This is a genomic window from Micromonospora sp. NBRC 101691, from assembly GCF_030269285.1.
GTDB lineage: Bacteria > Actinomycetota > Actinomycetes > Mycobacteriales > Micromonosporaceae > Micromonospora > Micromonospora echinospora.
On record NZ_BSTB01000026.1, the window covers coordinates 69,483 to 91,727 of the forward strand.

At 70.6% G+C, this 22,245-nt stretch carries 18 protein-coding genes; 2 read left to right on the forward strand and 16 right to left on the reverse strand.

Features of this window, described 5'->3' with window-relative positions; genetic code table 11:
* Nucleotides 1–201: 201 nt before the first annotated feature.
* Entirely contained in the window at nucleotides 202–2,322 is a 2,121-nt protein-coding gene (locus QSK20_RS28955) for a PhoX family protein (protein ID WP_285791779.1), read from the forward strand.
* A gap of 168 nt (nucleotides 2,323–2,490) precedes the next feature.
* Here the strand turns inward: QSK20_RS28955 and QSK20_RS28960 are convergent, their stop codons facing one another.
* Nucleotides 2,491–3,273: an IclR family transcriptional regulator gene (locus QSK20_RS28960; RefSeq protein WP_285791780.1), complete on the reverse strand. Its 783-nt coding sequence runs from the start codon at nucleotides 3,271–3,273 to the stop codon at nucleotides 2,491–2,493.
* A gap of 184 nt (nucleotides 3,274–3,457) precedes the next feature.
* Between QSK20_RS28960 and QSK20_RS28965 the strand changes: the two genes are divergently transcribed.
* A complete protein-coding gene (locus QSK20_RS28965) occupies nucleotides 3,458–4,636 on the forward strand; it encodes an MFS transporter (RefSeq protein WP_285791781.1) in 1,179 nt (392 codons plus the stop codon).
* 56 nt (nucleotides 4,637–4,692) lie between these two features.
* On the opposite strand, the gene QSK20_RS28970 is transcribed toward QSK20_RS28965, so the two are convergent.
* From QSK20_RS28970 to QSK20_RS29040, 15 genes are all read right to left on the reverse strand, one after another.
* Nucleotides 4,693–5,778, reverse strand: coding sequence for a polyprenyl synthetase family protein (locus QSK20_RS28970; RefSeq protein ID WP_285791782.1), 1,086 nt, complete (start codon nucleotides 5,776–5,778; stop codon nucleotides 4,693–4,695).
* A gap of 141 nt (nucleotides 5,779–5,919) precedes the next feature.
* A complete protein-coding gene (nuoN, locus tag QSK20_RS28975; RefSeq protein ID WP_285791783.1) occupies nucleotides 5,920–7,476 on the reverse strand; it encodes an NADH-quinone oxidoreductase subunit NuoN in 1,557 nt (518 codons plus the stop codon).
* Nucleotides 7,473–9,005, reverse strand: a complete 1,533-nt coding sequence (locus QSK20_RS28980; RefSeq protein ID WP_285791784.1) for an NADH-quinone oxidoreductase subunit M — start codon at nucleotides 9,003–9,005, stop codon at nucleotides 7,473–7,475. Before QSK20_RS28980 ends, nuoN begins: the two co-directional genes overlap by 4 nt.
* A 67-nt stretch (nucleotides 9,006–9,072) precedes the next feature.
* Nucleotides 9,073–10,998, reverse strand: a complete 1,926-nt coding sequence (gene nuoL / locus QSK20_RS28985; protein ID WP_285791785.1) for an NADH-quinone oxidoreductase subunit L — start codon at nucleotides 10,996–10,998, stop codon at nucleotides 9,073–9,075.
* Between the two features lie 13 nt (nucleotides 10,999–11,011).
* A complete protein-coding gene (gene nuoK / locus QSK20_RS28990) occupies nucleotides 11,012–11,311 on the reverse strand; it encodes an NADH-quinone oxidoreductase subunit NuoK (protein WP_088981076.1) in 300 nt (99 codons plus the stop codon).
* 118 nt (nucleotides 11,312–11,429) lie between these two features.
* Nucleotides 11,430–12,200, reverse strand: coding sequence for an NADH-quinone oxidoreductase subunit J (locus QSK20_RS28995; RefSeq protein WP_285791786.1), 771 nt, complete (start codon nucleotides 12,198–12,200; stop codon nucleotides 11,430–11,432).
* Nucleotides 12,197–12,847, reverse strand: a complete 651-nt coding sequence (nuoI, locus tag QSK20_RS29000) for an NADH-quinone oxidoreductase subunit NuoI (RefSeq protein ID WP_285791787.1) — start codon at nucleotides 12,845–12,847, stop codon at nucleotides 12,197–12,199. The genes QSK20_RS28995 and nuoI overlap by 4 nt, the downstream gene beginning before the upstream one ends.
* 1 nt (nucleotide 12,848) lies before the next feature.
* On the reverse strand, nucleotides 12,849–14,204 hold the full coding sequence (gene nuoH / locus QSK20_RS29005) for an NADH-quinone oxidoreductase subunit NuoH (protein WP_285791788.1): 1,356 nt from the start codon (nucleotides 14,202–14,204) through the stop codon (nucleotides 12,849–12,851).
* Nucleotides 14,201–16,714, reverse strand: a complete 2,514-nt coding sequence (locus QSK20_RS29010; protein WP_285791789.1) for an NADH-quinone oxidoreductase subunit G — start codon at nucleotides 16,712–16,714, stop codon at nucleotides 14,201–14,203. Before QSK20_RS29010 ends, nuoH begins: the two co-directional genes overlap by 4 nt.
* On the reverse strand, nucleotides 16,714–18,030 hold the full coding sequence (nuoF, locus tag QSK20_RS29015) for an NADH-quinone oxidoreductase subunit NuoF (RefSeq protein WP_285791790.1): 1,317 nt from the start codon (nucleotides 18,028–18,030) through the stop codon (nucleotides 16,714–16,716). Before nuoF ends, QSK20_RS29010 begins: the two co-directional genes overlap by 1 nt.
* On the reverse strand, nucleotides 18,027–19,073 hold the full coding sequence (gene nuoE, locus QSK20_RS29020; RefSeq protein WP_285791791.1) for an NADH-quinone oxidoreductase subunit NuoE: 1,047 nt from the start codon (nucleotides 19,071–19,073) through the stop codon (nucleotides 18,027–18,029). Before nuoE ends, nuoF begins: the two co-directional genes overlap by 4 nt.
* Entirely contained in the window at nucleotides 19,070–20,395 is a 1,326-nt protein-coding gene (locus QSK20_RS29025) for an NADH-quinone oxidoreductase subunit D (protein ID WP_285791792.1), read from the reverse strand. Before QSK20_RS29025 ends, nuoE begins: the two co-directional genes overlap by 4 nt.
* Nucleotides 20,392–21,129: an NADH-quinone oxidoreductase subunit C gene (locus tag QSK20_RS29030; RefSeq protein ID WP_145834513.1), complete on the reverse strand. Its 738-nt coding sequence runs from the start codon at nucleotides 21,127–21,129 to the stop codon at nucleotides 20,392–20,394. The genes QSK20_RS29025 and QSK20_RS29030 overlap by 4 nt, the downstream gene beginning before the upstream one ends.
* Nucleotides 21,126–21,803 carry a NuoB/complex I 20 kDa subunit family protein gene (locus QSK20_RS29035; protein WP_285791793.1) on the reverse strand — a complete coding sequence of 226 codons (678 nt, stop codon included), beginning with the start codon at nucleotides 21,801–21,803 and terminating at the stop codon, nucleotides 21,126–21,128. The genes QSK20_RS29030 and QSK20_RS29035 overlap by 4 nt, the downstream gene beginning before the upstream one ends.
* A 14-nt stretch (nucleotides 21,804–21,817) precedes the next feature.
* Nucleotides 21,818–22,183 carry an NADH-quinone oxidoreductase subunit A gene (locus QSK20_RS29040; protein WP_285791794.1) on the reverse strand — a complete coding sequence of 122 codons (366 nt, stop codon included), beginning with the start codon at nucleotides 22,181–22,183 and terminating at the stop codon, nucleotides 21,818–21,820.
* Between the last annotated feature and the right edge of the window lie 62 nt (nucleotides 22,184–22,245).

Sequence of the window (22,245 nt, forward strand, 5' to 3'; positions counted from 1 at the left end):
ATGGCGGTCTCCTCGCAGTCGCCGCAGCGGGGCGTACGCCGGAAGATACGCGTCATCCACCCGATCGGTTCACTGAGCTGCAGGTGTTCACGTCCGGTTAACGCCGAGGCCGACGCCCGCTCAACCTGCCCTCCTAGCGTCCGGCAGTACGCGCGCCCAGACGTGTCCTGCGCGCACCCACCCTCCAGGAGGCTCCTCCCCATGAGCGACCGACGCCGGCTGCTTCCCCTGCTGGGCGCGAACCGCCACGGCAGCCGCGACTCGATGACCTGCCTGTACCGCTGCGGCAACGCCTGCGACCACCCGGTGCCCAACACCTCCGACAACCCGTACCTCGGTGACATCGTCAGCGCCGAGGTGTCCCGGCGCGGCGTCGTCCGGGCCGGCGCGGTCGGCGCGCTCGTCCTCGGCGTCGGCGGCGCGCTCGCCGGAGCCGGCGTGGCCTCCGCCGCCCCGGCCGGTGCCGCCGCTCCCGCGCTGCCCGAGGTGGAGAACTTCGCCGCCCGCCAGCGGGCCGGCAACGGCGCGCTGACCTTCCGGGCCGTCCCGCCGAACAAGCTGGACACCTTCGTGGTGCCGAACGGCTACGACCACGCGGTGGTCATCCGCTGGGGTGACGAGGTCGTGCCGGGCGCGCCCGATCTGGACGTGCACAACCAGACCGGGGCCCGCCAGTCGAAGCAGTTCGGCTACAACAACGACTTCGTCGGGGTGCTCCCGCTGGACCGGCGCGGCAAGCGCGCGCTGCTCGTGGTCAACCACGAGTACACCAACGAGGACCTGATGTTCCCCGGCTTCACCAGCCAGGACGCGCTGACCGTGGAGCAGGTGCGGGCCGCCATGGCCGCGCACGGGCTCTCGGTCGTCGAGATCGAGCGGGTCGGTGACACCGGCGAGTGGCGCCCGGTGGCCCGGGGCGCGCGTCCGTACAACCGGCGGATCACCGCGCTGGCGACCAAGTTCGACGTGACCGGCCCGGCGGCCGGCTCGGCGTGGCTGAAGACCGCCGCCGACCCGAAGGGCCGGACCGTCGTCGGCACGCTGAACAACTGCGCCGGCGGGATCACCCCGTGGGGCACCGTGCTCTCCGGCGAGGAGAACTTCAACCAGTACTTCGTCGGCGGCGACGCCGTGCCGGCGGACGTGAAGGCGAAGCTCGCCCGGTACGGCATCGACACCGCCAAGCGGTACCCGTCGGGCAGCCGCAAGTGGGAGCGGGCCGACGAGCGCTTCGACCTCGCCAAGCACCCCAACGAGGCGAACCGGCACGGCTGGATCGTCGAGGTCGACCCGTTCGACCCGGACGGCCGGCCGCGCAAGCACACCGCACTGGGCCGGTTCAAGCACGAGGGCGCGAACGTCATCGTCGCCAAGAACGGCCACGTGGTGGCGTACATGGGCGACGACGAGCGGTTCGACTACCTCTACAAGTTCGTGTCGGACAAGAAGTACCTCAAGGGCAACTCCTGGCACGCCCGCCGGCACAACCTGACGCTGCTGGAGTCGGGCACGCTCTACGTGGCGAAGCTCGACGAGACCAGTGCCGGCGAGATCGACGGTTCGGGCAAGCTCCCCTCCGACGGCGCGTTCAACGGCCGTGGCCGGTGGATCAAGCTGGTCAGCGGCAACCGCTCGTACGTCGACGGGATGACCGCCGCCGACGTGCTGACCTTCACCCGGCTCGCCGGGGACAAGGTCGGGGCCACCAAGATGGACCGCCCGGAGGACGTCGAGCCGAGCCTCGCCACGGGCAAGGTGTACGTGGCGCTGACCAACAACACCAACCGGGGTGTGGGCAGCAACCCGAAGGCGGACGAGGCCAACCCGCGCAACGCCAACAAGCACGGGCACATCCTGGAGCTGGTCGAGGACCGGAGCGACAACACCGCCGAGGCGTTCGCCTGGTCGCTGCCGATCGTCTGCGGTGACCCGACCGACCCGTCGACCTACTTCGCCGGGTACGACAAGGCGAAGGTCTCCCCGATCTCCTGCCCGGACAACGTCGCCTTCGACAGCACCGGCAACCTCTGGATCTCCACCGACGGCAACGCACTGGGCAGCAACGACGGCCTCTTCGCCGCGCCGATCGAGGGCCCGGAGCGGGGTCACCTCAAGCAGTTCCTCACCGTGCCGCTCGGCGCGGAGGCCTGTGGCCCGTTCATCACCACCGACGACCGCTCGGTCTTCGTGGCCGTGCAGCACCCCGGTGAGATCAGCGGCGCCTCGCTGGAGAACCCGGCCTCGAACTGGCCGGACGGCGACTTCGCCAAGCCCGGCGTGGTCGTGACCTGGCGCCTCGACGGCAGCCACATCGGCGCCTGAGGTGTATGCAGGGGCCCCTTGTTACCGCTTTTTGAGTAACAAGGGGCCCCTGCTACCACCCGGGTCGGCGGCGCAGTGCTCAGCGCGGCACCCGGTGCTGCGCCTGCTGCTCGGTGCAGTGCTCGGTGTTCGGTGCAGCGCTCGGTGTTCGGTGCAGCGCTCGGTGGGTCAGGGTTCGGTGGTGAGGCCCTCGGCGACGGTCCGGGCCACGGTGAGCAGCTTGGCGCGGACCACCCGGGCGGAGGTCATCAGCTCGCCGGCGGGCATCGCGCAGGCGAGCACCACCCGGCGTTCGATGTCCTTGTCCGGCGCCACGAGCACCGCCGCGCAGGCCACCCCCTGCCGGAACTGGCCCAGTTCCATCTGCATGCCGCGCCGGTCACCGGCGGCCAGGTCGGCCTCGAACGCCTCGACCGTGGTCAGCGTGGTGGCGGTGAACGGACGCATGCCGTACTCCCGCAGGTAGCGGAAGCGCTGCTCGGCGGTGAGCGTGGCCAACATGGCCTTGCCGAGCGCGGTGGCGTGGGCGGCCTCGTCGAAGCCGGGCATCAGGTCCTCCAGGTACGGCGAGCGCGCCCCCTCGACCACCGCCGTGATCGCCACCTGGCCGCCCACGAACCGGCCGAGGAAGTGGCTGTACCCACTGTCCAGGGCTGCCCGGCGTAACGTCTCGCCGACCACGGCGGGACCGCGGAAGGCGGTCACCAGTTCCCGGTACCGGTCGGCGATCTCCAGCCCGACGATGTACGTACCGTCCTCACGCCGGATCACGTATCCCTCATAGGCGAGGGTCCGGACGAGGTGGTAGGTGGTGGCCACCGTCAACTCGCAGCGTCGGGCGATCTGTTTGACGGTCAGGCCCTTCGGGGCGCGACCGACCGCCTCGAGCACTCGTAGCGCGCGGGACACGCTCCGGATGAGATCGGAAGGTTCCGCCAAGGGGTCGCGCACAACCACCTCCGCCGCCGGGGTCTACACCATATGAAAAACAGGCCTCGTAGGAAATGCCTGCCCGATCGAGGATGCCAGATATCCATCGACTGTGTGTGCACCGACAGACACCGTGGGTTGATCGACTGTGATCCGTGCCCGAATTCATCGCGAGTTGACCCGCGCTGGGTAGGTTGGCCGCACCATGACCGACACCGCCTCCGCCGCCCCCGTCCGCCCGGCCCCAGCCCGTCCGGTACGCGTCGGCGTCGGCGCGGTCACCACCACCGTCGCCTGCGTGCTGCCCGTCTTCCTGGTCGGTGGCATGGCCGTGCAGATGGGCTCGGAGCTGGGCTTCTCCGCCACCGGACTGGGCGTGGCCGTCGCCGTCTACTTCGGGGTGAGCGCGCTCGCCTCGGTCCCCTCCGGGGCGTTGGTGGAGCGGTACGGCCCCGCCCGGACAGCCCGCGCCGGCATCCTGCTCTCCGCCGGGTCGCTGCTCGCCGTGGCGACGGTCGCGCGATCGTACCCGGTTCTGGTGGTTCTGCTGGCGGTCGGCGCGGCCGCGAACGCGCTCGGGCAGCTCGCCAGCAACACCACGCTGGCCCGGCACGTGCCCGCCCACCGGCAGGGGCTGTCGTTCGGCGTGAAGCAGGCGGCGATCCCGGTCGCCACCCTGCTGGCCGGTGCCGCCGTACCGGCGGTCGCGCTGACCGCCGGCTGGCGCTGGGCGTTCGCCGTCGCGGCGGGCGCGGCGGTGGCGGCGCTGTTCGCCGTACCCGGTGGGGAGGCCCGCCCGGTACGACGTGCGGGCACCGGTCAGCGGGGACGCCCCCCGGCGCCGCTGGTGCTGATCGGGATGGCCGCGACGCTCGCCGCCGCTGCCGCGAACGCGCTCGGCACCTTCCTGGTCGACTCCGCCGCCGCCCGTGGGCTGGATCCGGGACTGGCCGGTCTGACGCTGACCCTGGGCAGCGCGGTCTGCGTACTGGCCCGGGTGTCGGCCGGCTGGTTCGCCGACCGGCGCACCGGCAGCCACGTGGTGGTCGTCGCCGGGATGCTGGGGGTGGGCGCGCTGGGGCTGGTGCTGCTCGCCGTGGCCGGAACGGTTCCGCTGGTGGTCGGCGTGGTGCTCGGCTTCGGCCTGGGCTGGGCGTGGCCCGGGGTGATGACCTTCGGCGTGGTCCGGCTCTACCCGCAGGCCCCGGCCGCCGCCACCTCGATCACCCAGACCGGCGTGTACGCGGGCGGCTGCCTCGGCCCGCTGGCGCTCGGCCTGCTGGCCGACCGCTCCGGCTACCCCACCATGTGGGGTGCCGCCTCGGTCGCGATGCTCCTGGCCGCCGCGCTCATGCTCACCGCGACCCGGGCCCTGCCGCGCTGACCACGACCGTCACCACTGAGCGGCGTCACCGCCCGTGGGCCGGGGTGGGGTGCGGGTCAGCTGGTGCGGTCGGCCACGAAGTCGCAGAGGGATTCGAGGGCCCGACGGGCGGGGCCGTCCGGGAGCGGTGAGAGCTGCTCCCGGGCCTCCTCGGCGTAGCTGCGCACGGTCTCCCGGGCCCGCTTCAGCGCCGGGCTCTCCCGGAGCAGCCCGAGCGCCTCCGCGTGCAGGTCGTCGTCGGTCAGCGGACCGGTGGCCAGGACCTCCCGCAGCCGCACCGACGCGGCGTCCGCGTCGTCCGAGGCCAGCGCGTAGAGCACCGGCAGGGTGGGAACGCCCTCGCGCAGGTCGGTGCCCGGGGTCTTGCCCGACTGCACCGACTCCGACGAGATGTCGAGCAGGTCGTCGGAGAGCTGGAAGGCCAGGCCGATGGTCTCGCCGTACCCGGCGAGCGCCTCGATGTGGGCGGCCGGAGCGCCGCCGAACATGCCGCCGAAACGGGCCGAGGTCGCGATCAGCGAGCCGGTCTTCTCGGCGATCACCCGCAGGTAGTGCTGGACCGGGTCGTCCCCGGCGCGCGGACCCACGGTCTCGGCGATCTGGCCGTGCACCAGGCGGGCGAAGGTGCGCGCCTGGAGGCGGACCGCCTCGGTGCCCAGGTCGGCCGCGATGTCCGCGGCGCGGGCGAAGAGGTAGTCGCCGACCAGGATCGCGACCGAGTTGGTCCACCGGGAGTTGGCGCTGGGCGCGCCCCGGCGCACCGACGCCTCGTCCATCACGTCGTCGTGGTAGAGCGTCGCCAGGTGGGTGAGTTCCATCACCACCGCCGCCGGCACCACCTGCGGACCGGCCGGGTCGCCGAACTGGGCGCCGAGTGCCACCAGCAGCGGCCGGAACCGCTTGCCGCCGGCCTCCACCAGGTGCCGGGCGGCCTCGGTGACGAGCGGGTCGGCGCTCGCCACGCTCGACCTCAGGTCGGCCTCGACGGCCTCCAGCAGTCCGAGGACGGAGGCTTCGAGCCGGGCGTCGGCGAGGTAGAGACCGAGCGAGTCGAATTGCCCCGTTCCCGGCCGGGTCCGACGACCGCCGGAGCCGGGGGCACCTGTTCGCTGGCCAGCCGCTGTCTCCACGCCCTCAACCATGCCACACCCGCTCGACCTGTTCCGGTCGGGGCAGGCCCGGCGACACCCGCCCGAACACCGAAACGGCCGGTCCCGACCACTGCCGTGGCGTCCGGTGGACCGGAGGCGACGACGGTGGCCGGGACCGGCCGATCGACTGGGTCATCGAATGAACTGCGAGGCCCCGTCCGCCAGGTCGAGCAGCGGGGCCGGAGCCACCCCCAGGAGCACGGTGGCGGCCACGCCGATCATCAGGGCGGCGGCGGTCAGCCCACCCGGCACGGTGACCGTCGGGGTGGAGTCGCCCGGCTCGGAGAGCCACATCATCACCACGACCCGCAGGTAGGGGAAGGCCAGCACCATGCTGGTCAGCACACCGGCGATCACCAGCCACGCCTGCCCGCCGTCCAGGGCCGGACCGAAGACCGCGACCTTGCTCATGAAGCCGCTGGTCAGCGGAATACCGGCGAAGGCCAGCAGGATGAGGGTGAACAGCGCCGCGTAGAACGGCGACCGCCGGCCCAGTCCCGCCCAGCGGGACAGGTGGGTGGCCTCGCCGTCGGCGTCCCGGACCAGGGTCACCACGGCGAACGCGGCGAGCACCGAGAAGCCGTACGCGACCAGGTAGAACATCGTGCCGGCCACCCCGTCCTTGCCGGGGGCGAGCACACCGACCAGCAGGTAACCGGCGTTCGCGATGGACGAGTACGCCAGCAGTCGCTTGATGTCGGTCTGGGTGACCGCCAGCACCGCGCCGATCAGCATGGTGAGCACCGCCACCCCGCCGAGCACCGGGGTGAAGTCCCAGGCGGCCCCGCCGAAGGCGACGTGGAAGATCCGCAGCAGGGCGCCGAAGGCGGCGACCTTGGTGCAGGCCGCCATGAAGCCGGTGATCGGGGTCGGCGCGCCCTGGTAGACGTCCGGGGTCCAGACGTGGAAGGGGGCGGCCGCGGCCTTGAAGAGCAGGCCGATGGAGAGCAGCGCGATACCGGCGAAGAGCAGCACCCGGCTGGAGGTGGATTCGCCGACCGCGGCGGCGACCGTGTTCAGGTCGACCCCAGCCTCCCGGCCCGGCGTGCCGGAGGTGAAACCGTAGATCAGCGCCACTCCGAAGAGGAAGAACGCCGAGGCGTACGCGCCGAGCATGAAGTACTTCAGCGCGGCTTCCTGGCTCAGCAGCCGACGCCGGCGGGCCAGCGCGCAGAGCAGGTAGAGCGGCAGCGAGAAGACTTCGAGGGCGATGAACATGGTCAGCAGGTCGTTCGCCGCCACGAAGATCAGCATGCCGGCGATGGCGAACGTGGTCAGCGGGTAGACCTCGGTGGCCCCGTTCTGCCCGTCCGCCTGCCGGCGGTCGTCGGCCGACTCGGCCCGGACCGCCGCCTGGGCCACGAACGCCCCGCCCCGCTCCACCGTCCGCTCGCCGATCAGCAGCAGCGCCACCGCGGCGAGGAGCAGGATGCCGCCCTGGAGGAACAGGGTCGGCCCGTCCACCGTGATCGCCCCACCGATGGTGATGCCGCGCCGGTCGTTCGCGAAGACCACCGCCACGAAGGCGGCCACCACCGCCACCAGGGCGAGCATGAGCTGGACCGGGTGTCGGCCCCGGCGTGGCACGAACGCCTCGACCAGGACGCCGAACAGGGCCGCGCCCAGCATGATCAGGATCGGCAGGAGCGCCAGATAGTCGATCGAGGGCAACTCGAGCTGCTCGGTCACTTTGCTGCCTCCTGGACGCTGCCGACCGTCGGAGCGGGGTCGGTCTTGCCGACGTCCTGCATGGTCGCCTGGACGGCGGGGTTGATGACATCGGTGAGCGGCTTGGGATAGAAGCCGAGCAGCACGATCAGCGCGATCAGCGGGGCGACCACGACCTTCTCGCGCAGGTTCAGGTCACGCTTCATGCCCTCGACCTCGGTCAGCGCCGGGTTGAGGGTGCCCTGCGTGGTGCGCTGCACCATCCAGAGCACGTACGCCGCCGCCAGGATGATGCCGAGCGTGGCGATCACCGCGACCGGCTTGTTCACCGTGAAGGTGCCGATCAGCACCAGGAACTCGGAGATGAACGGCGCGGTGCCGGGCAGCGCCAGCGAGGCGAGACCGGCGAAGAAGAGCACCCCGGCCAGCACCGGGACCAGCTTGCCCGCGCCACCGAAGTCGCTGATCAGCGCCGAGCCGCGCCGCGCGATCAACATGCCGACCACCAGGAAGAGCAGACCGGTGGCGAGGCCGTGGTTGACCATGTAGAGCACCGCGCCGGTGCCGGCCTGGGTGGTGAAGGCGAAGATGCCGACGCCGATGAAGCCGAAGTGCGCGATCGAGGTGTACGACACGAGCCGCTTCAGGTCGTTCTGCCCGACCGCCAACAGCGCGGCGTAGATGATGCCGATCACGCCCAGCGCCAGCGCCCAGGGCGCGAACCACTTCGACGCCTCCGGGAACATCGGCAGGCAGTAGCGCAGGATGCCGAAGGTGCCGACCTTGTCCATGACGCCGACGAGCAGCGCGGCGGAGCCGGCCGGGGCCGCGCCACCGGCGTCCGGCAGCCAGGTGTGGAACGGGAAGAACGGTGCCTTGATCGCGAAGGCGATGAAGAAGCCGAGGAAGAGCCAGCGCTCGGTACCGGCGGAGATGTCCGCCTGCACCAGCGTCTGCCAGTCGAAGGTCTTCCCGCCGACGACCCAGAGTCCGATCACCGCGGCCAGCATGAACAGACCGCCGACCAGCGAGTAGAGGAAGAACTTCACCGCGGCGTACTGGCGCTGGTGACCGCCGTAGCTGCCGATGATGAAGTACATCGGCACCAGCATGACCTCGAAGAACAGGTAGAAGAGGAAGACGTCGGCGGCGGCGAAGACGCCGATCATCGTGCTCTCGAGCACCAGCAGCAGCGCGAAGTAGGCCGGCACGGACCGCTTCGACTGCTCGGCGTCGTGCCAGGAGGCCAGGATCACCAGCGGCACCAGCACCGCGATCAGCATCAACATCACCAGGGCGATGCCGTCGGCGGCGAAGGTGAACCGGGCGTCCCACTGCGGGATCCAGGTGTAGGACTCGCGGAACTGGAACCGCTCGCCACCGGTCTTGAAGGCCACCCACATGACCACGGTCAGCGCCAGCACCGCCAGCGACCAGACCAGGGCCACCTGCTTGGCGAACTCCGGCCGGCTACGCGGCAGGAAGGCCACGATCAGGGCGCCGACCAGCGGCGCCACGGTCAGCACCGAGAGGAACGGGAAGTCGGACATTATGCGGCCTTACCTCCGTCGTGACTGCGCGGTCCGCCGGCAGCGGCGGCCCCCGGGAAGAGGTCGATCACGCCAACCACCCCGCCTGTACGGCCAGGAACGCCGCCACCACCAGCAGCGCGCCGGTCAGGATCGACGTCGCGTACGACCGGACGAAGCCGGTCTGGAGCCGCCGGAGCCGGCCGGAGCCTCCACCGACCGCTGCGGCGAGGCCGTTTACCAGTCCGTCGATGCCCCGGTTGTCCAGGTAGACGAGCGCCCGGGTGAGGAAGATGCCCGGCTTCTCGAAGACCGCCTCGTTGACCGCGTCGGTGTAGAGGTTGCGCCGGGCGGCGGTGACCAGCACCCCGGCCGGCTGCGGCGTTGTGGCGGTGCCGTTGCGGAACAGCATCCAGGCCAGCCCGACACCGAGCACGGTGACCAGCAGGGAGAGCACCGTGACGACGGTGTGCGACAGGACCGCCTCGTGGTGCCCTTCCTCGCCGCCCAGGCCGGCGGTGGCGGTCAGCCAGTCCGGCACGGAGGTGGAGAGCAGGAAACCGGCACCGACCGAGCCGACGGCCAGCAGGATCAGCGGGATCGTCATCAGGGCCGGCGACTCGTGCGGGTGCTCGATGTCCTCGGTCCACCGCTTCGGGCCGTGGAACGTGAGCACGAAGAGCCGGGTCATGTAGAAGGCGGTCAGCCCGGCGCCGAGCAGCGCCGCCCCGCCGAACAGCCACGCCGTCCAGTCGTCCCGCTCGAAGGCGGCCATGATGATCGGCTCCTTGGAGAAGAAGCCGGAGAACGGGAACATGCCGATGATGGCGAGCCAGCCCATCATGAAGGTGATCCAGGTGATCTTCATGTGCTTCGACAGCCCGCCGAAGCGTCGGATGTCCACCTGGTCCTTCATGCCGTGCATGACCGAGCCGGCGCCGAGGAACATGTTGGCCTTGAAGAAGCCGTGCGCCAGCAGGTGCACGATGGCCAGCGCGTACGCCGCGCCACCGAGCCCCACGCCGAGGAACATGTAGCCGATCTGGCTCACCGTGGACCAGGCGAGCACCCGCTTGATGTCGTCCTTGGCCGCGCCGATGATGCAGCCGAGCAGCAGGGTGAGCGCGCCGACGCTGACCACCACGAGCTGGAGCGTCTCGTTGGCGGAGAAGACCGGGTTGGACCGGGCGATCAGGTAGACGCCCGCGGTGACCATGGTGGCCGCGTGGATGAGCGCCGACACCGGGGTCGGGCCCTCCATCGCGTCCGGGAGCCACGCCTGGAGCGGGAACTGGCCGGACTTGCCGGTCGCGCCGAGCAGCAGCAGCAGACCGAGGACCAGGACGGTGCCGCCGGCCAGGCCGCTCACCCCGTTGAACACCTCGTCGTACTGGGTGGTGCCCAGGGTGGCGAACATGATGAAGATGCCGATGGCCAGGCCGGCGTCGCCGACCCGGTTCATCAGGAACGCCTTTTTGCCGGCGGTGGCCGCGCTCGGCCGGTCGGACCAGAAGGAGATCAGCAGGTACGACGCCAGACCGACGCCCTCCCAGCCGAAGTAGAGCATCACGTAGTTGTTGCCGAGCACCAGCAGGAGCATGGCGGCGACGAACAGGTTGAAGTACGCGAAGAAGCGTCGCCGCCCCGCGTCGTGGGCCATGTACTCCACCGCGTACAGGTGGATCAGGAAGCCCACGCCGGTGATCAGCAGGACGAAGACCGCCGCCAGCGGGTCGAAGAGCAGGCCGAAGTCCACCCGGAAGTCACCGACGGCGATGAAGTCCCAGAGGCTCCGCTCGACCGACTTGTTCTCCAGGCCACGCAGCTGGAAGAAGTAGGTGAGGCCGAGGACGAAGGCGGCACCGATGGCGGCCACGCCGAGCCAGTGTCCCCACCGGTCGGCCCGCCGGCCCAGCAGCAGCAGGATCGCCGCGCTGACCAGGGGGATGGCCACCAGCAGCCAGACGCTGCCGAGCAAACCCGTGGCCTCTGCGTAACGCACAGTTTCTTCCACTGCGTCGGCCCCTCTAGTACTTGAGCAGGTTGGCGTCGTCGACGCTCGCCGAGCGTCGAGTCCGGAAGATCGACATGATGATCGCGAGTCCGACCACGACCTCGGCGGCGGCCACCACCATCACGAAGAAGGCCATGATCTGCCCGTTCAGGTCACCGTTGATCCGGGCGAACGTGACCAGGGTCAGGTTCGCCGCGTTGAGCATCAGCTCGATGCACATGAACAGCACGATCGCGTTGCGGCGGATGAGCACCCCGACCGCGCCGATGGTGAAGAGCACCGCGGCCAGGATCAGGTAGTAGTCGGGGGTCATCCCTGAGCCCGCCTTTCGTTCGCGACTGCGGGGCTCCGCTCCGCTGCACTCCTCGCGCTCACCGGGGCCCGCCTTTCGTTCGCGACTGCGGGGCTCCGCTCCGCTGCACTCCTCGCGCTCACCGGTCGGTCCCCTTCAAGGTCGTCTCCTCCGCCGACAGCTCCCGGACCGGCATGATCTCGGGGATGCTGCGCTCGGTCAGCCGGCCGTCGGGCAGGCGGGCCGGGGTGGCCACCGAGGAGGAGGTGGCGAACACACCCGGGCCGGGCTTCGGGCCGGGGTAGTTACCGGGGGCGAAGCGGGCCTTCATGGTCGTGATCTGGTCGACCTTGTCCTCCCGGCGCCGCTCGATGTGCGCCAGCACCATCGCCCCCACCGCGGCGGTGATCAGCAGTGCCGAGGTCAGCTCGAAGGCGAAGACGTACTTGGTGAAGAGCAGCCGGGCGATGCCCTGCACGTTCCCCTCGGCGTTGGCCTCGTCCAGGCCGACCGGCGTGGTGCCGTCCAGCGCGCGGGCGAGACCACCGCCGATCAGACCGGCAAAGCCGAGGCCGAGCAGGATCGCCGCGACGCGCTGGCCGCGCAGCGTCTCGATCAGCGAGTCGGACGAGTCCCGGCCGACCAGCATCAGCACGAACAGGAACAGCATCATGATCGCGCCGGTGTAGACGATGATCTGCACCATGCCGATGAACGGGCCCGCCTGGAGCACGTAGAAGACACCCAGGCAGAGCATGGTCAGCACCAGCCAGAGCGCCGAGTGCACCGCGTTGCGCGCCCAGAGCATGCCGATCGCGCCGAGCAGCGCCAGCGGGGCGAGGATCCAGAAGGTGATCTCCTCGCCGCTGGACACCTCGCCCGCCGCGGCCAGCACCGTAGCCGTGGTCATGCCCTGTCTCCCTTGCTGCCCTTGGCCGCCTCGGCCCGCTGGGCCGCCTGCTCGGCGCCGGGGAAGGTCACGCCCGGGGTCTCGTCGAGCGCGTACCGGCCGGGGCCCATCGAAGAGCGCTCGGCCCCGGCCGAGGTGCCCGGGTTCTCCAGCGCTCCGACGTAGTAGTCCTTCTCGCTGTCACCCAGCCGCATCGGGTGCGGCGGCTGCTCCATCCCGGGCAGCAGCGGCGCGAGCAGCTGCTCCTTGGTGAAGATCAGGTCCTGCCGGTTGTCCCGGGCCAGCTCGTACTCGTTGCTCATGGTCAGCGAACGGGTCGGGCAGGCTTCGATGCAGAGCCCGCAGAAGATGCAGCGGGCGTAGTTGATCTGGTAGGTGCTGGCGTACCGCTCACCCGGCGAGAAGCGCTGCTCGTCGGTGTTGTCGCCGCCCTCGACGTAGATCGCGTCCGCCGGGCAGGCCCAGGCGCACAGCTCGCAGCCGATGCACTTCTCCAGCCCGTCCGGGTGCCGGTTGAGGATGTGCCGCCCGTGGTAGCGCGGCGCCGGGGTCGGCGGCTTGAACGGGTAGTCGGTCGTGACGACCTTCCTGAACATGTGCGAGAAGGTGACGCCGAAGCCCTTGAACGTTCCGGTGATCCCGCCCACGTCACACCTCCTTCGAGTCCGGGCCGGTGCCGATGTTGGCCGGCTCCCGCTCGGCCACCACCCGCTTGGTGCGCGGGCTCGGTGGCACCTGCAGGTCCATGGGGGGTACCGGGAAGCTGCCGTGCGGGCGCTTGTCGACCTGCTCCTGCGGGGTGAGCTTCCGCTCCGGCTTGCGGCTCGGCCAGAGCAGCACGGCCAGCAGCAGCACACCGGCCAGCACGCCGATGCCGGTCAACCGGCCCCGGCTGTCCCAGTCCTCGATCGAGCGCAGCCAGGCCAGCACCAGGATCCAGACCAGGTTGATCGGGAGCAGCACCTTCCAGCCCAGCCGCATGAACTGGTCGTACCGGAGCCGGGGCAGGGTGCCCCGCAGCCAGACGAAGACGAAGACCAGCAGGACGACCTTGCCGAAGAACCACAGCATCGGCCACCAGCCGGAGTTCGCCCCCTCCCAGAAGGTGGTGATCGGCGCGGGGGCCCGCCAGCCGCCGAGGAACAGCGTCACGGTGAAGGCCGACATGGTGACCATCGCGACGTACTCGGAGAGCATGAAGAGCGCGAACTTCAGCGAGCTGTACTCGGTCTGGAAGCCCGCGACCAGCTCCGACTCCGCCTCCGGCAGGTCGAACGGCGCCCGGTTGGTCTCACCGACGGTGGCGATGAAGAAGATGATGAAGCTCGGCAGGAGCAGGATCGCGTACCAGCCCGGGGCGGAGAACTCCATCCCGAAGACGTTGAGCTGGGAGCCGTGCGCCTGGGCCGCGACGATCCCGCTGGTGGACATCGTGCCCGCGGTCATGAAGACGGCGACCACACTCAGCCCGAGCGCCACCTCGTACGAGATCAGCTGGGCGGTGGAGCGGAGCCCACCGAGCAGCGGGTACGTCGAGCCGGAGGCCCAGCCGCCGAGCACGATGCCGTAGACCGCCAGCGAGGAGAAGGCCAGCACCACCAGCACCGCCACCGACACGTCGGTGACCTGGAGCGGGGTCCGGTGCCCGAAGATGCTCACCATCGGACCGAACGGAATCACCGCCAGGGAGGTGACCGCGCAGATCACCGAGATGGCCGGGGCGAAGAAGTAGACGACCTTGTCCGCCGCCTTCGGGAGGATGTCCTCCTTGAAGGCCAGCTTCAGACCGTCGGCGAGGGTCTGGAGCAGGCCGAGCGGGCCGATCTGGTTCGGACCCGGCCGGACCTGCATGTAACCCACCACGCGCCGCTCGAACCAGACGCCGAGCAGGGTGGCGAGCACCGCGAAGACGAACGCGAAGAGAATCTTGACCAGGACCAGCCACCACGGGTCCTTGCCGAAGTCGGCCAGCGTCGGGTCCTGCGCGAGGTAGACCGCGTTCACTGGGATACACCCCCGGTGTTGAGGAGCGGACCCGGGCGGTCGGCGGCGTCCGCAGCGACGCGTTCGGTCGCGGTGGCCGGCTCCGTCGCGGCGGAGACACGTACCACCGAGCCGGACGTCGCGCCGAGGCTGCGCCGGACGGTCGAACCGGGTGAATTGGTCGGCAGCCAGACGACGCCGTCCGGCATCTCGGTGATGGCCGCCGGCAGGGTCAGCGCCCCCCGGTCGGTCCCCACCGTCACCGCGTCACCGTCGGCGACGCCGAGCGCCTCGGCGGTGCCCTTGCCCAGCCGCACCACCGGCGGCCGGGCGGTGCCGCCCAGGTGCTCGTCGCCGTCGATGAGGCTGCCCAGGTCGATGAGCTGGTGCCAGGTGGCGAGGACCGCCTCGCCGTCGCCCGTGCGGGGCGCCGGCTGCGGCTCCACGGACGGGACCGACGGGCGGTCGGTGCGGGTCGCCGGCAGGGAGCCCAGTTCACGGCGGACGCTGAGCACGTCACCGGTGCCGAGCCGGACGCCCAGCCGGTCGGCGATCGCGTCGAGCACCCGGCCGTCGGACATCGCCGGGGTCTGGAGCACCGCGTCGAACGGCCGCAGCCGTCCCTCCCAGTCCAGGAAGCTACCGGCCTTCTCGACCACCGGGGCGACCGGGAAGACCACGTCCGCCCGGCGGGCCACCGCGCTCATCCGCAGCTCCAGGCTGACCAGGAACGGCACCTCGTCGAGGGCCTGCTCGGCCAGGCGCGGGTCGGCCAGGTCGGCCGGGTCGACCCCGGCCACCACCAGCGCGCCGAGCTTGCCGGCCGCCGCCGCCGCGACGATGCCGTCGGTGTCCCGACCGGCCTGGCTGGGGATCACCCCGGCCGCGATGTCCCACGCCTCGCCCAGCTCGGCGCGGGCACCGGGCTCGGTGACCAGGCGTCCGCCGGGGAGCAGGTTCGGCAGGCAGCCGGTGTCGACCGCGCCCCGGTCACCCGCGCGCCGCGGCACCCAGGCCAGCTTCGCGCCGGTACGCCGGGCCACGTCGGCGGCGGCGGAGAGGCCACCGGGAACGCTGGCCAGCCGCTCGCCGACGAGCAGGATCGCGCCCTCGGCGCCGAGCGCCTCGCGGACCGTGTCGTGCTCGGCGAGCAGCAGCGCCTCCTCGCCCGGCACCACCCGGGCGAGCTTCGCGCCGAGCTTCTCCAGGCCCCGGGTGGCGAACGGCGCCAGCGCGTACACCTTCAGCTTCTTCTTCAGGTACGCCTTGCGCAGCCGCAGGAAGAGGATCGGGCACTCCTCCTCCGGCTCCAGGCCGGCCAGCACGACGGCCGAGGCGTTCTCGACGTCGGCGTAGGTGACCTCGGTGATCCCGGCGACGTTGCTGGCCAGGAACTCGGTCTCCTCACGGGAGACCGGACGGGCCCGGAAGTCGATGTCGTTGGTGTTCAGCGCGACCCGGGCGAACTTCGCGTACGCGTAGGCGTCCTCGACGGTCAGCCGGCCACCGGTGAGCACCGCGGTGCCCTGCCCGCCGTCCCGGGCTGCGGCCAGCCCCTCGGCCGCGACGGTGAGCGCCTCGCTCCAGGACGCCTCGCGCAGCTCGCCGGTCTTCGCGTCCCGCACCAGCGGGGTGGTGATCCGGTCGAAGGCGCGGGCGTACTGGAAGCCCCACCGGCCCTTGTCGCAGTTCCACTCCTCGTTGACCTGCGGGTCGTCACCGGCGAGCCGGCGCAGCACCTTGCCCCGCCGCCAGTCGGTGCGCTGCGAGCACCCGGCCGAGCAGTGCTCGCAGACGCTCGGGGTGGAGACCAGGTCGAACGGGCGGGCGCGGAAGCGGTACTGGGCACCGGTCAGCGCGCCGACCGGGCAGATCTGCACGGTGTTGCCGGAGAAGTACGAGTTGAACGGCACGTCGCCGTCGTCCTCGCCCTCGGCGGCCCCGTACGCCTCGTCCCGGTAGATGTTGATCTCCTCGGCGGAGGACCGGCCCATCAGGTCGATGAACTTGTCCCCGGCGATCTCCTCGGAGAAGCGGGTGCACCGCTGGCAGAGCACGCACCGTTCCCGGTCCAGCAGGACCTGGGTGGAGATGTTCAGCGGCTTCTCGTACTCCCGCTTGTGCTCGTGGAAGCGGGAGTCGGTGCGGCCGGTGGACATCGCCTGGTTCTGCAGGGGGCACTCGCCGCCCTTGTCGCACATCGGGCAGTCGAGCGGATGGTTCATCAGCAACAGTTCCATCACCCCCTCCTGCGCCTTCTTGGCCACCGGGGAGGTGAGCTGGGTCTTGACCACCATGCCCTCGGCCACCGTCTGGGTGCAGGAGGCGACCGGCTTGCGCTGCCCCTCCACGTCGACGAGGCACTGCCGGCACGCGCCGGCCGGGGCCAGCAGCGGGTGGTCGCAGAACCGGGGGATCGCGATCCCCATCTGCTCGGCGACCCGGATCAGCAGCGCCCCCTTCGGGGCGGTGACCTCGATGCCGTCGATGGTGAGGGTGACCGTCTCGGTCTGCTTCGCTACGTCGGTCATCAGTGCGCCCCTACCAGGGTCTTCTCCGACAACTTGGGAGCAGTCCGTCCCTCGATGTAGTCGAGGTAGTCCTGCTTGAAGAACTTCAGCGACGAGGTCACCGAACTGGTCGCCCCGTCACCCAGACCACAGAACGAGCGGCCGAGGATGTTGTCACAGGTGTCGAGCAGGGTGTCCAGGTCCTCGTGGGTGCCCCGGCCGGCGAGAATCCGCCGGTAGACCCGGACCATCCAGTAGTTGCCCTCCCGGCACGGGGTGCACTTGCCGCACGACTCGTGGTGGTAGAACTCCAGCCACCGGTACGTCGCGTAGACCGGGCAGTCCTGGTCGGAGAAGATCTGGGTGGCCGTGGTGCCCAGGATCGAGCCGGCCCCCGCGACGCCCTCGAAGTCCAGCGGCACGTCGAGGTGCTCGTCGGTGAGCAGCGGCGTCGAGGATCCACCCGGCGTCCAGAACCGCAGGTTGTGGCCGGGCTGCATGCCCCCGGCCAGCTCCAGCAGCTCGCGCAGGGTGATGCCCATCGAGCACTCGTACTGGCCGGGGTTGGCGATCCGGCCGGAGAGCGAGTAGATCATCGGCCCGGAGGACTTCTCGGTGCCCATGGTCTTCCACCACTCGGCCCCGCCGAGCACGATGTACGGCACGCTGGCGATGGTGCCGACGTTGTTGACCACCGTCGGGCTGGCGTAGAGGCCGTGCGTCGCCGGGAAGGGCGGGCGCAGTCGGGGCTGGCCCCGGAAGCCCTCCAGCGAGTCCAGCAGGGCGGTCTCCTCGCCGCAGATGTACGCCCCCGCGCCGGAGTGCACCACCAGGTCCAGGTCGAACCCGGAGCCCTGGATGTTCCGGCCGAGGTAGCCCCGGTCGTACGCCTCCCGCACCGCGCTGCGCAGCCGCCGCGCGGCGTGCACGGCCTCGCCGCGGATGTAGATGTACGCGCGGTTGGCCCGGATCGCGTACGACGCGATGATGACGCCCTCGACCAGCGAGTGCGGGTCGTGCGTCATCAGCGGCAGGTCCTTGCAGGTGCCCGGCTCGCCCTCGTCGGCGTTGACCACGAGGTAGTGCGGCTTGCCGTCGCCCTGCGGGATGAAGCCCCACTTCAGGCCGGTCGGGAAGCCCGCGCCACCCCGACCGCGCAGCCCGGAGTCCTTGATGAGCTGGATGAGGTCGTCCGGGTGGGCCTTGAGCGCCTTGCGCAGGGCGGCGTAGCCGTCCAGCTTCTGGTACGTGTCGATCCGCCAGGCGTCCGGCGAGAGCCACCGCTTGGTGAGCACCGGGGTCAGCTTGGCCAGCGTCTCCGGCCGAGGCGTGGTCACTTGTTGGCCTCCGCTTCCTTGAGCGAGCGCTCCTGCGCAGCGGCGTCGTCACCGGCGGGCTTGCCGTCGCCGGCCGGCGCGTTGGTCGCCGCGCCCTCGGCCTCGGCCGCCCGCGCGTCGCGCGGGGCCGGCGGCGCGCCGTCGACCGGAACCTTGGTGCCCGGCGCGTCCGGGACGGCGGTCTTCGCGTCCGGCTGCCGGGTCTCGGCGGCCCGCACCTCGGGCGACTTGTCGTCCGGGGCCTTCACGTCCGGGGCGGTGCTGCCGGAGGCCGCCTTCGGCGTCGCCGGCTCGGGCGCCGCGGCCGGCTTCGCGGCCTCGGCCTTCGCCTTCGCCTCGGCGGCGGCCTTGTCGGCCTCGGCCTTGCTCCGGATCGGGGTGTTCGGGTCGAAGCCGGGCACCGAGATGCCGTGCTGCTGCGCCAGGCGCAGCCCGCGCAGCGTCGGCTCGCCCGGTCCGCCGTCGGCCACCGCGCCCTCCCGCTCGTCGGCGAAGCCGGCGAGCTGGACCGACATCTCCTTCAGGGTGCAGAGGCGGGCGCCCCGGGTCGGCATCGGCCGGCCGCCCGAACGCAGTTCCTCGACCACACCGAGGGCCGTCTGCGGGTCGACCCCGTCGAAGAAGTCGTAGTTGACCGTCATCACCGGGCCGTAGTCGCAGGCCGCGAGACACTCGGCATGCTCCAGGGTGATCTTCCCGTCGGCGGTCGTCTCGTCGTGCCCCACGCCCAGGTGCTCGGCGAGGGTGTCGTAGACGTCCTGACCGCCGAGCACGTTGCACATCGTGTTGGTGCAGACGCTGACCAGGTAGTCACCGGTCGGCCGGCGCTTGTACATGGTGTAGAAGGTGGCCACCGCGCCGACCTGGGCCTTGTTCAGGCCGAGCACCTCGGCGCAGAACTCGACCCCGGCCGGGGAGACGTACCCCTCCTCGGACTGCACCAGGTGCAGCAGCGGGAGCAGCGCGGAACGGGACCGGTCGGCCGGGTAACGGGCGATGATCTCCCGTGCCCGGGCCCGGGTCTCTTCGGTGAAAACACTCATCGGTCACAACCACCCATCACGGGGTCCAGCGAGGCGCCACCGGCGATCACGTCGGCGATCAGGCCACCCTCGGCCATGGCCGGGAGCGCCTGGAGGTTGACGAAGCTCGGCTCCCGGTAGTGCACCCGGTACGGCCGGGTGCCGCCGTCGGAGACCGCGTGCACGCCCAGCTCGCCACGGGGCGCCTCGATCGCCACGTAGACCTGGCCCGGCGGGACCCGGAACCCTTCGGTGACGAGCTTGAAGTGGTGGATCAGCGATTCCATCGACTGACCCATGATCTTCGCGACGTGCTCCAGCGAGTTGCCCATGCCGTCGACGCCGATGGCGAGCTGCGCCGGCCAGGCGATCTTCTTGTCGGCGACCATCACCGGTCCCGGCTTCAGCCGGTCCAGCGCCTGCTCGACGAGCTTGAGCGACTCCCGCATCTCGGCGAGCCGGACCTGGTAGCGGCCCCAGACGTCGCCGTCCGGGTGGGTCGGGACGTCGAAGTCGTACGTCTCGTAACCGCAGTACGGATCGGTCTTGCGCAGGTCCCAGGGGAGCCCGGCGGAGCGGAGCACCGGCCCGGTCACGCCGAGTGCCACGCAGCCGGTCACGTCGAGGACTGCGACGTTCTTCGTGCGCTCGAGCCAGATCGGCTGGCCGGAGAGGAGGTCCTCGTACTCGTCGAGCTTCTTCGGCATCTCCTTGAGGAACTTGCGGATCTTGACGATCGCGTCGTCCGGCACGTCCTGGGCGACCCCGCCCGGCCGGACGTACGCGTGGTTCATCCGCAGGCCGGTGACGAGCTCGAAGATCTCGAGGATGTACTCCCGCTCCCGGAAGCCGTAGAGCATGATCGAGATCGCGCCCAGCTCCATGCCGGTGGTGGCCAGCCAGACCAGGTGCGAGGAGATCCGGTTCAGCTCCATCATCAGGACCCGGATCGTGGTGGCCCGCTCGGTGATCTGCTCCTCGATCCCGAGCAGTTTCTCCACCGCCAGGGAGTACGCCGTCTCGTTGAAGATCGGCGCGAGGTAGTCCATCCGGGTCACGAAGGTCGAGCCCTGCACCCAGTTGCGGTACTCGAGGTTCTTCTCGATCCCGGTGTGCAGGTAGCCGACGACCGACCGCATCTCGCGGACGGTCTCACCCTCCAGATCCAGGATCAGCCGCAGCACGCCGTGCGTGGACGGGTGCTGCGGACCCATGTTGACGACGATCCGCTCGTCGTTGATCGGGTCGGTGCCGGAGACGACCTGGTCCCAGTCCCCGCCGGTGACGGTGAAGACCCGACCCTCGGTCGTCTCGCGCTCGGTGGCGTAGCTCGGGGTGCTCACTGGTAGGACCTCCGCTGGTCTGGCGGTGGGATCTCCGCGCCCTTGTACTCGACGGGGACACCGCCGAGCGGGTAGTCCTTGCGCTGCGGGTGCCCCTCCCAGTCGTCCGGCATCAGGATCCGGGTCAGGTTGGGGTGGCCGTCGAAGAGGACACCGAACATGTCGTACGTCTCCCGCTCCTGCCAGTCGGCGGTCGGGTAGACGGCGGTGACGCTCGGCAGGTGCGGGTTCTCGGCCGGCACGGCGACCTCCAGCCGCACCCGGCGGCGGTAGGTCATCGAGGTCAGGTGGTAGACCACGTGCAGCCGGCGCTCGTCCGCGCCGAGGTAGTCCACCCCGGAGACCGAGGAGCAGAGCTCGAAGCGGAGGGCGAGGTCGTCCCGCATCACCTGGCAGACCTCGGCGATCTTCTCCGGACGGACGTGCAGGGTCAGCTCGCCCCGGTCGACGACGACCTTCTCGATCGCCTCGCCGAAGGCCGGGTACGCCTCCTCCAGCGCGTCGCGGACCTCGTCGAAGTAGCCGCCGTACGGCCGGGCGGCCTCCTCGATCGGCCGACGCGGCCGGACCAGGCCACCGAAGCCGGAGGTGTCACCGGACCCCTGGATGCCGAACATGCCCCGGCCGGCCGGACTGGCCGGCGGGTACTCGGCGGGCGCGGTGCTGCTCGCCCCGGCCGGCGTCACCGGCACCGGGACGCCCCCGTCGTTCGGCTTGTCGTTCGGAGCCGTCATTTGATGCCCCCGTACGGGTGGAGGTGGTTCTGGGCGTTCATCCAGTTCTCGATCCGGAGCTGCTCCTCGCGCCCCTCCCGGACCGCCTGGGTCCACTCGGCGCGACGGGCCTTGTCCTCGCGGTACGACGACGGCATCGAGCCGTACGGGACGACCGGCACGTCACCGCGGGCCTTGCGGGCCTCCAGCATCTTGCGACCGTTCGGGCCGAGCGGCTCGTGCCCGATCTTCTCGCGCAGCTTGAGGACCGCGTCGATCAGCATCTCCGGGCGGGGCGGGCAACCGGGGAGGTACATGTCGACCGGGACGACGTGGTCGACGCCCTGCACGATGGCGTAGTTGTTGAACATCCCGCCGCTGCTGGCGCAGACACCCATCGAGAGCACCCAGCGGGGCTCGGCCATCTGGTCGTAGATCTGCCGCAGGACCGGGGCCATCTTCTGACTCACCCGACCGGCGACGATCATCAGGTCGGCCTGCCGGGGCGAGGCGCGGAACACCTCCATGCCCCAGCGGCCCATGTCGTAGTGCGGACCACCGGCGGCCATCATCTCGATCGCGCAGCAGGCCAGGCCGAAGGTGGCACCCCAGACCGACGACTTCCGCGACCAGTTGACCAGCTTCTCCACCGAGGTCAGCAGGATGCCGGAGGGAAGTTTCTCCTCGATACCCATGTGCGGTTCCTCCCTCAGTCCCAGTCCAGGCCGCCGCGCCGCCAGACATAGGCGTACGCGACGAAGACCGCCACGATGAACAGGACCATCTCCACGAAGCCGAAGATCGGCAGGGCGTCGAACGAGACCGCCCAGGGGTAGAGGAAGATGATCTCGATGTCGAAGACGATGAAGAGCATCGCCGTCAGGTAGAACTTGATCGGGAACCGGCCACCGCCGACCGGCTGCGGGCTCGGCTCGATGCCGCACTCGTACGCCTCGAGCTTGGCCTTGTTGAGGCGGCGCGGGCCGGTGAGACGGGCGGCCGCGATCGAGAAGAGCGCGAACGCCGCGGCGAGGGCGAACAGCCCGATGATGGGTGCGTAAGGCGAGAGCGTCATTGTGGTCTCCTGCTCGTCCTTCCCTGCCCTCGGTGGTTGGCGAAATCACACTATTAACTTCA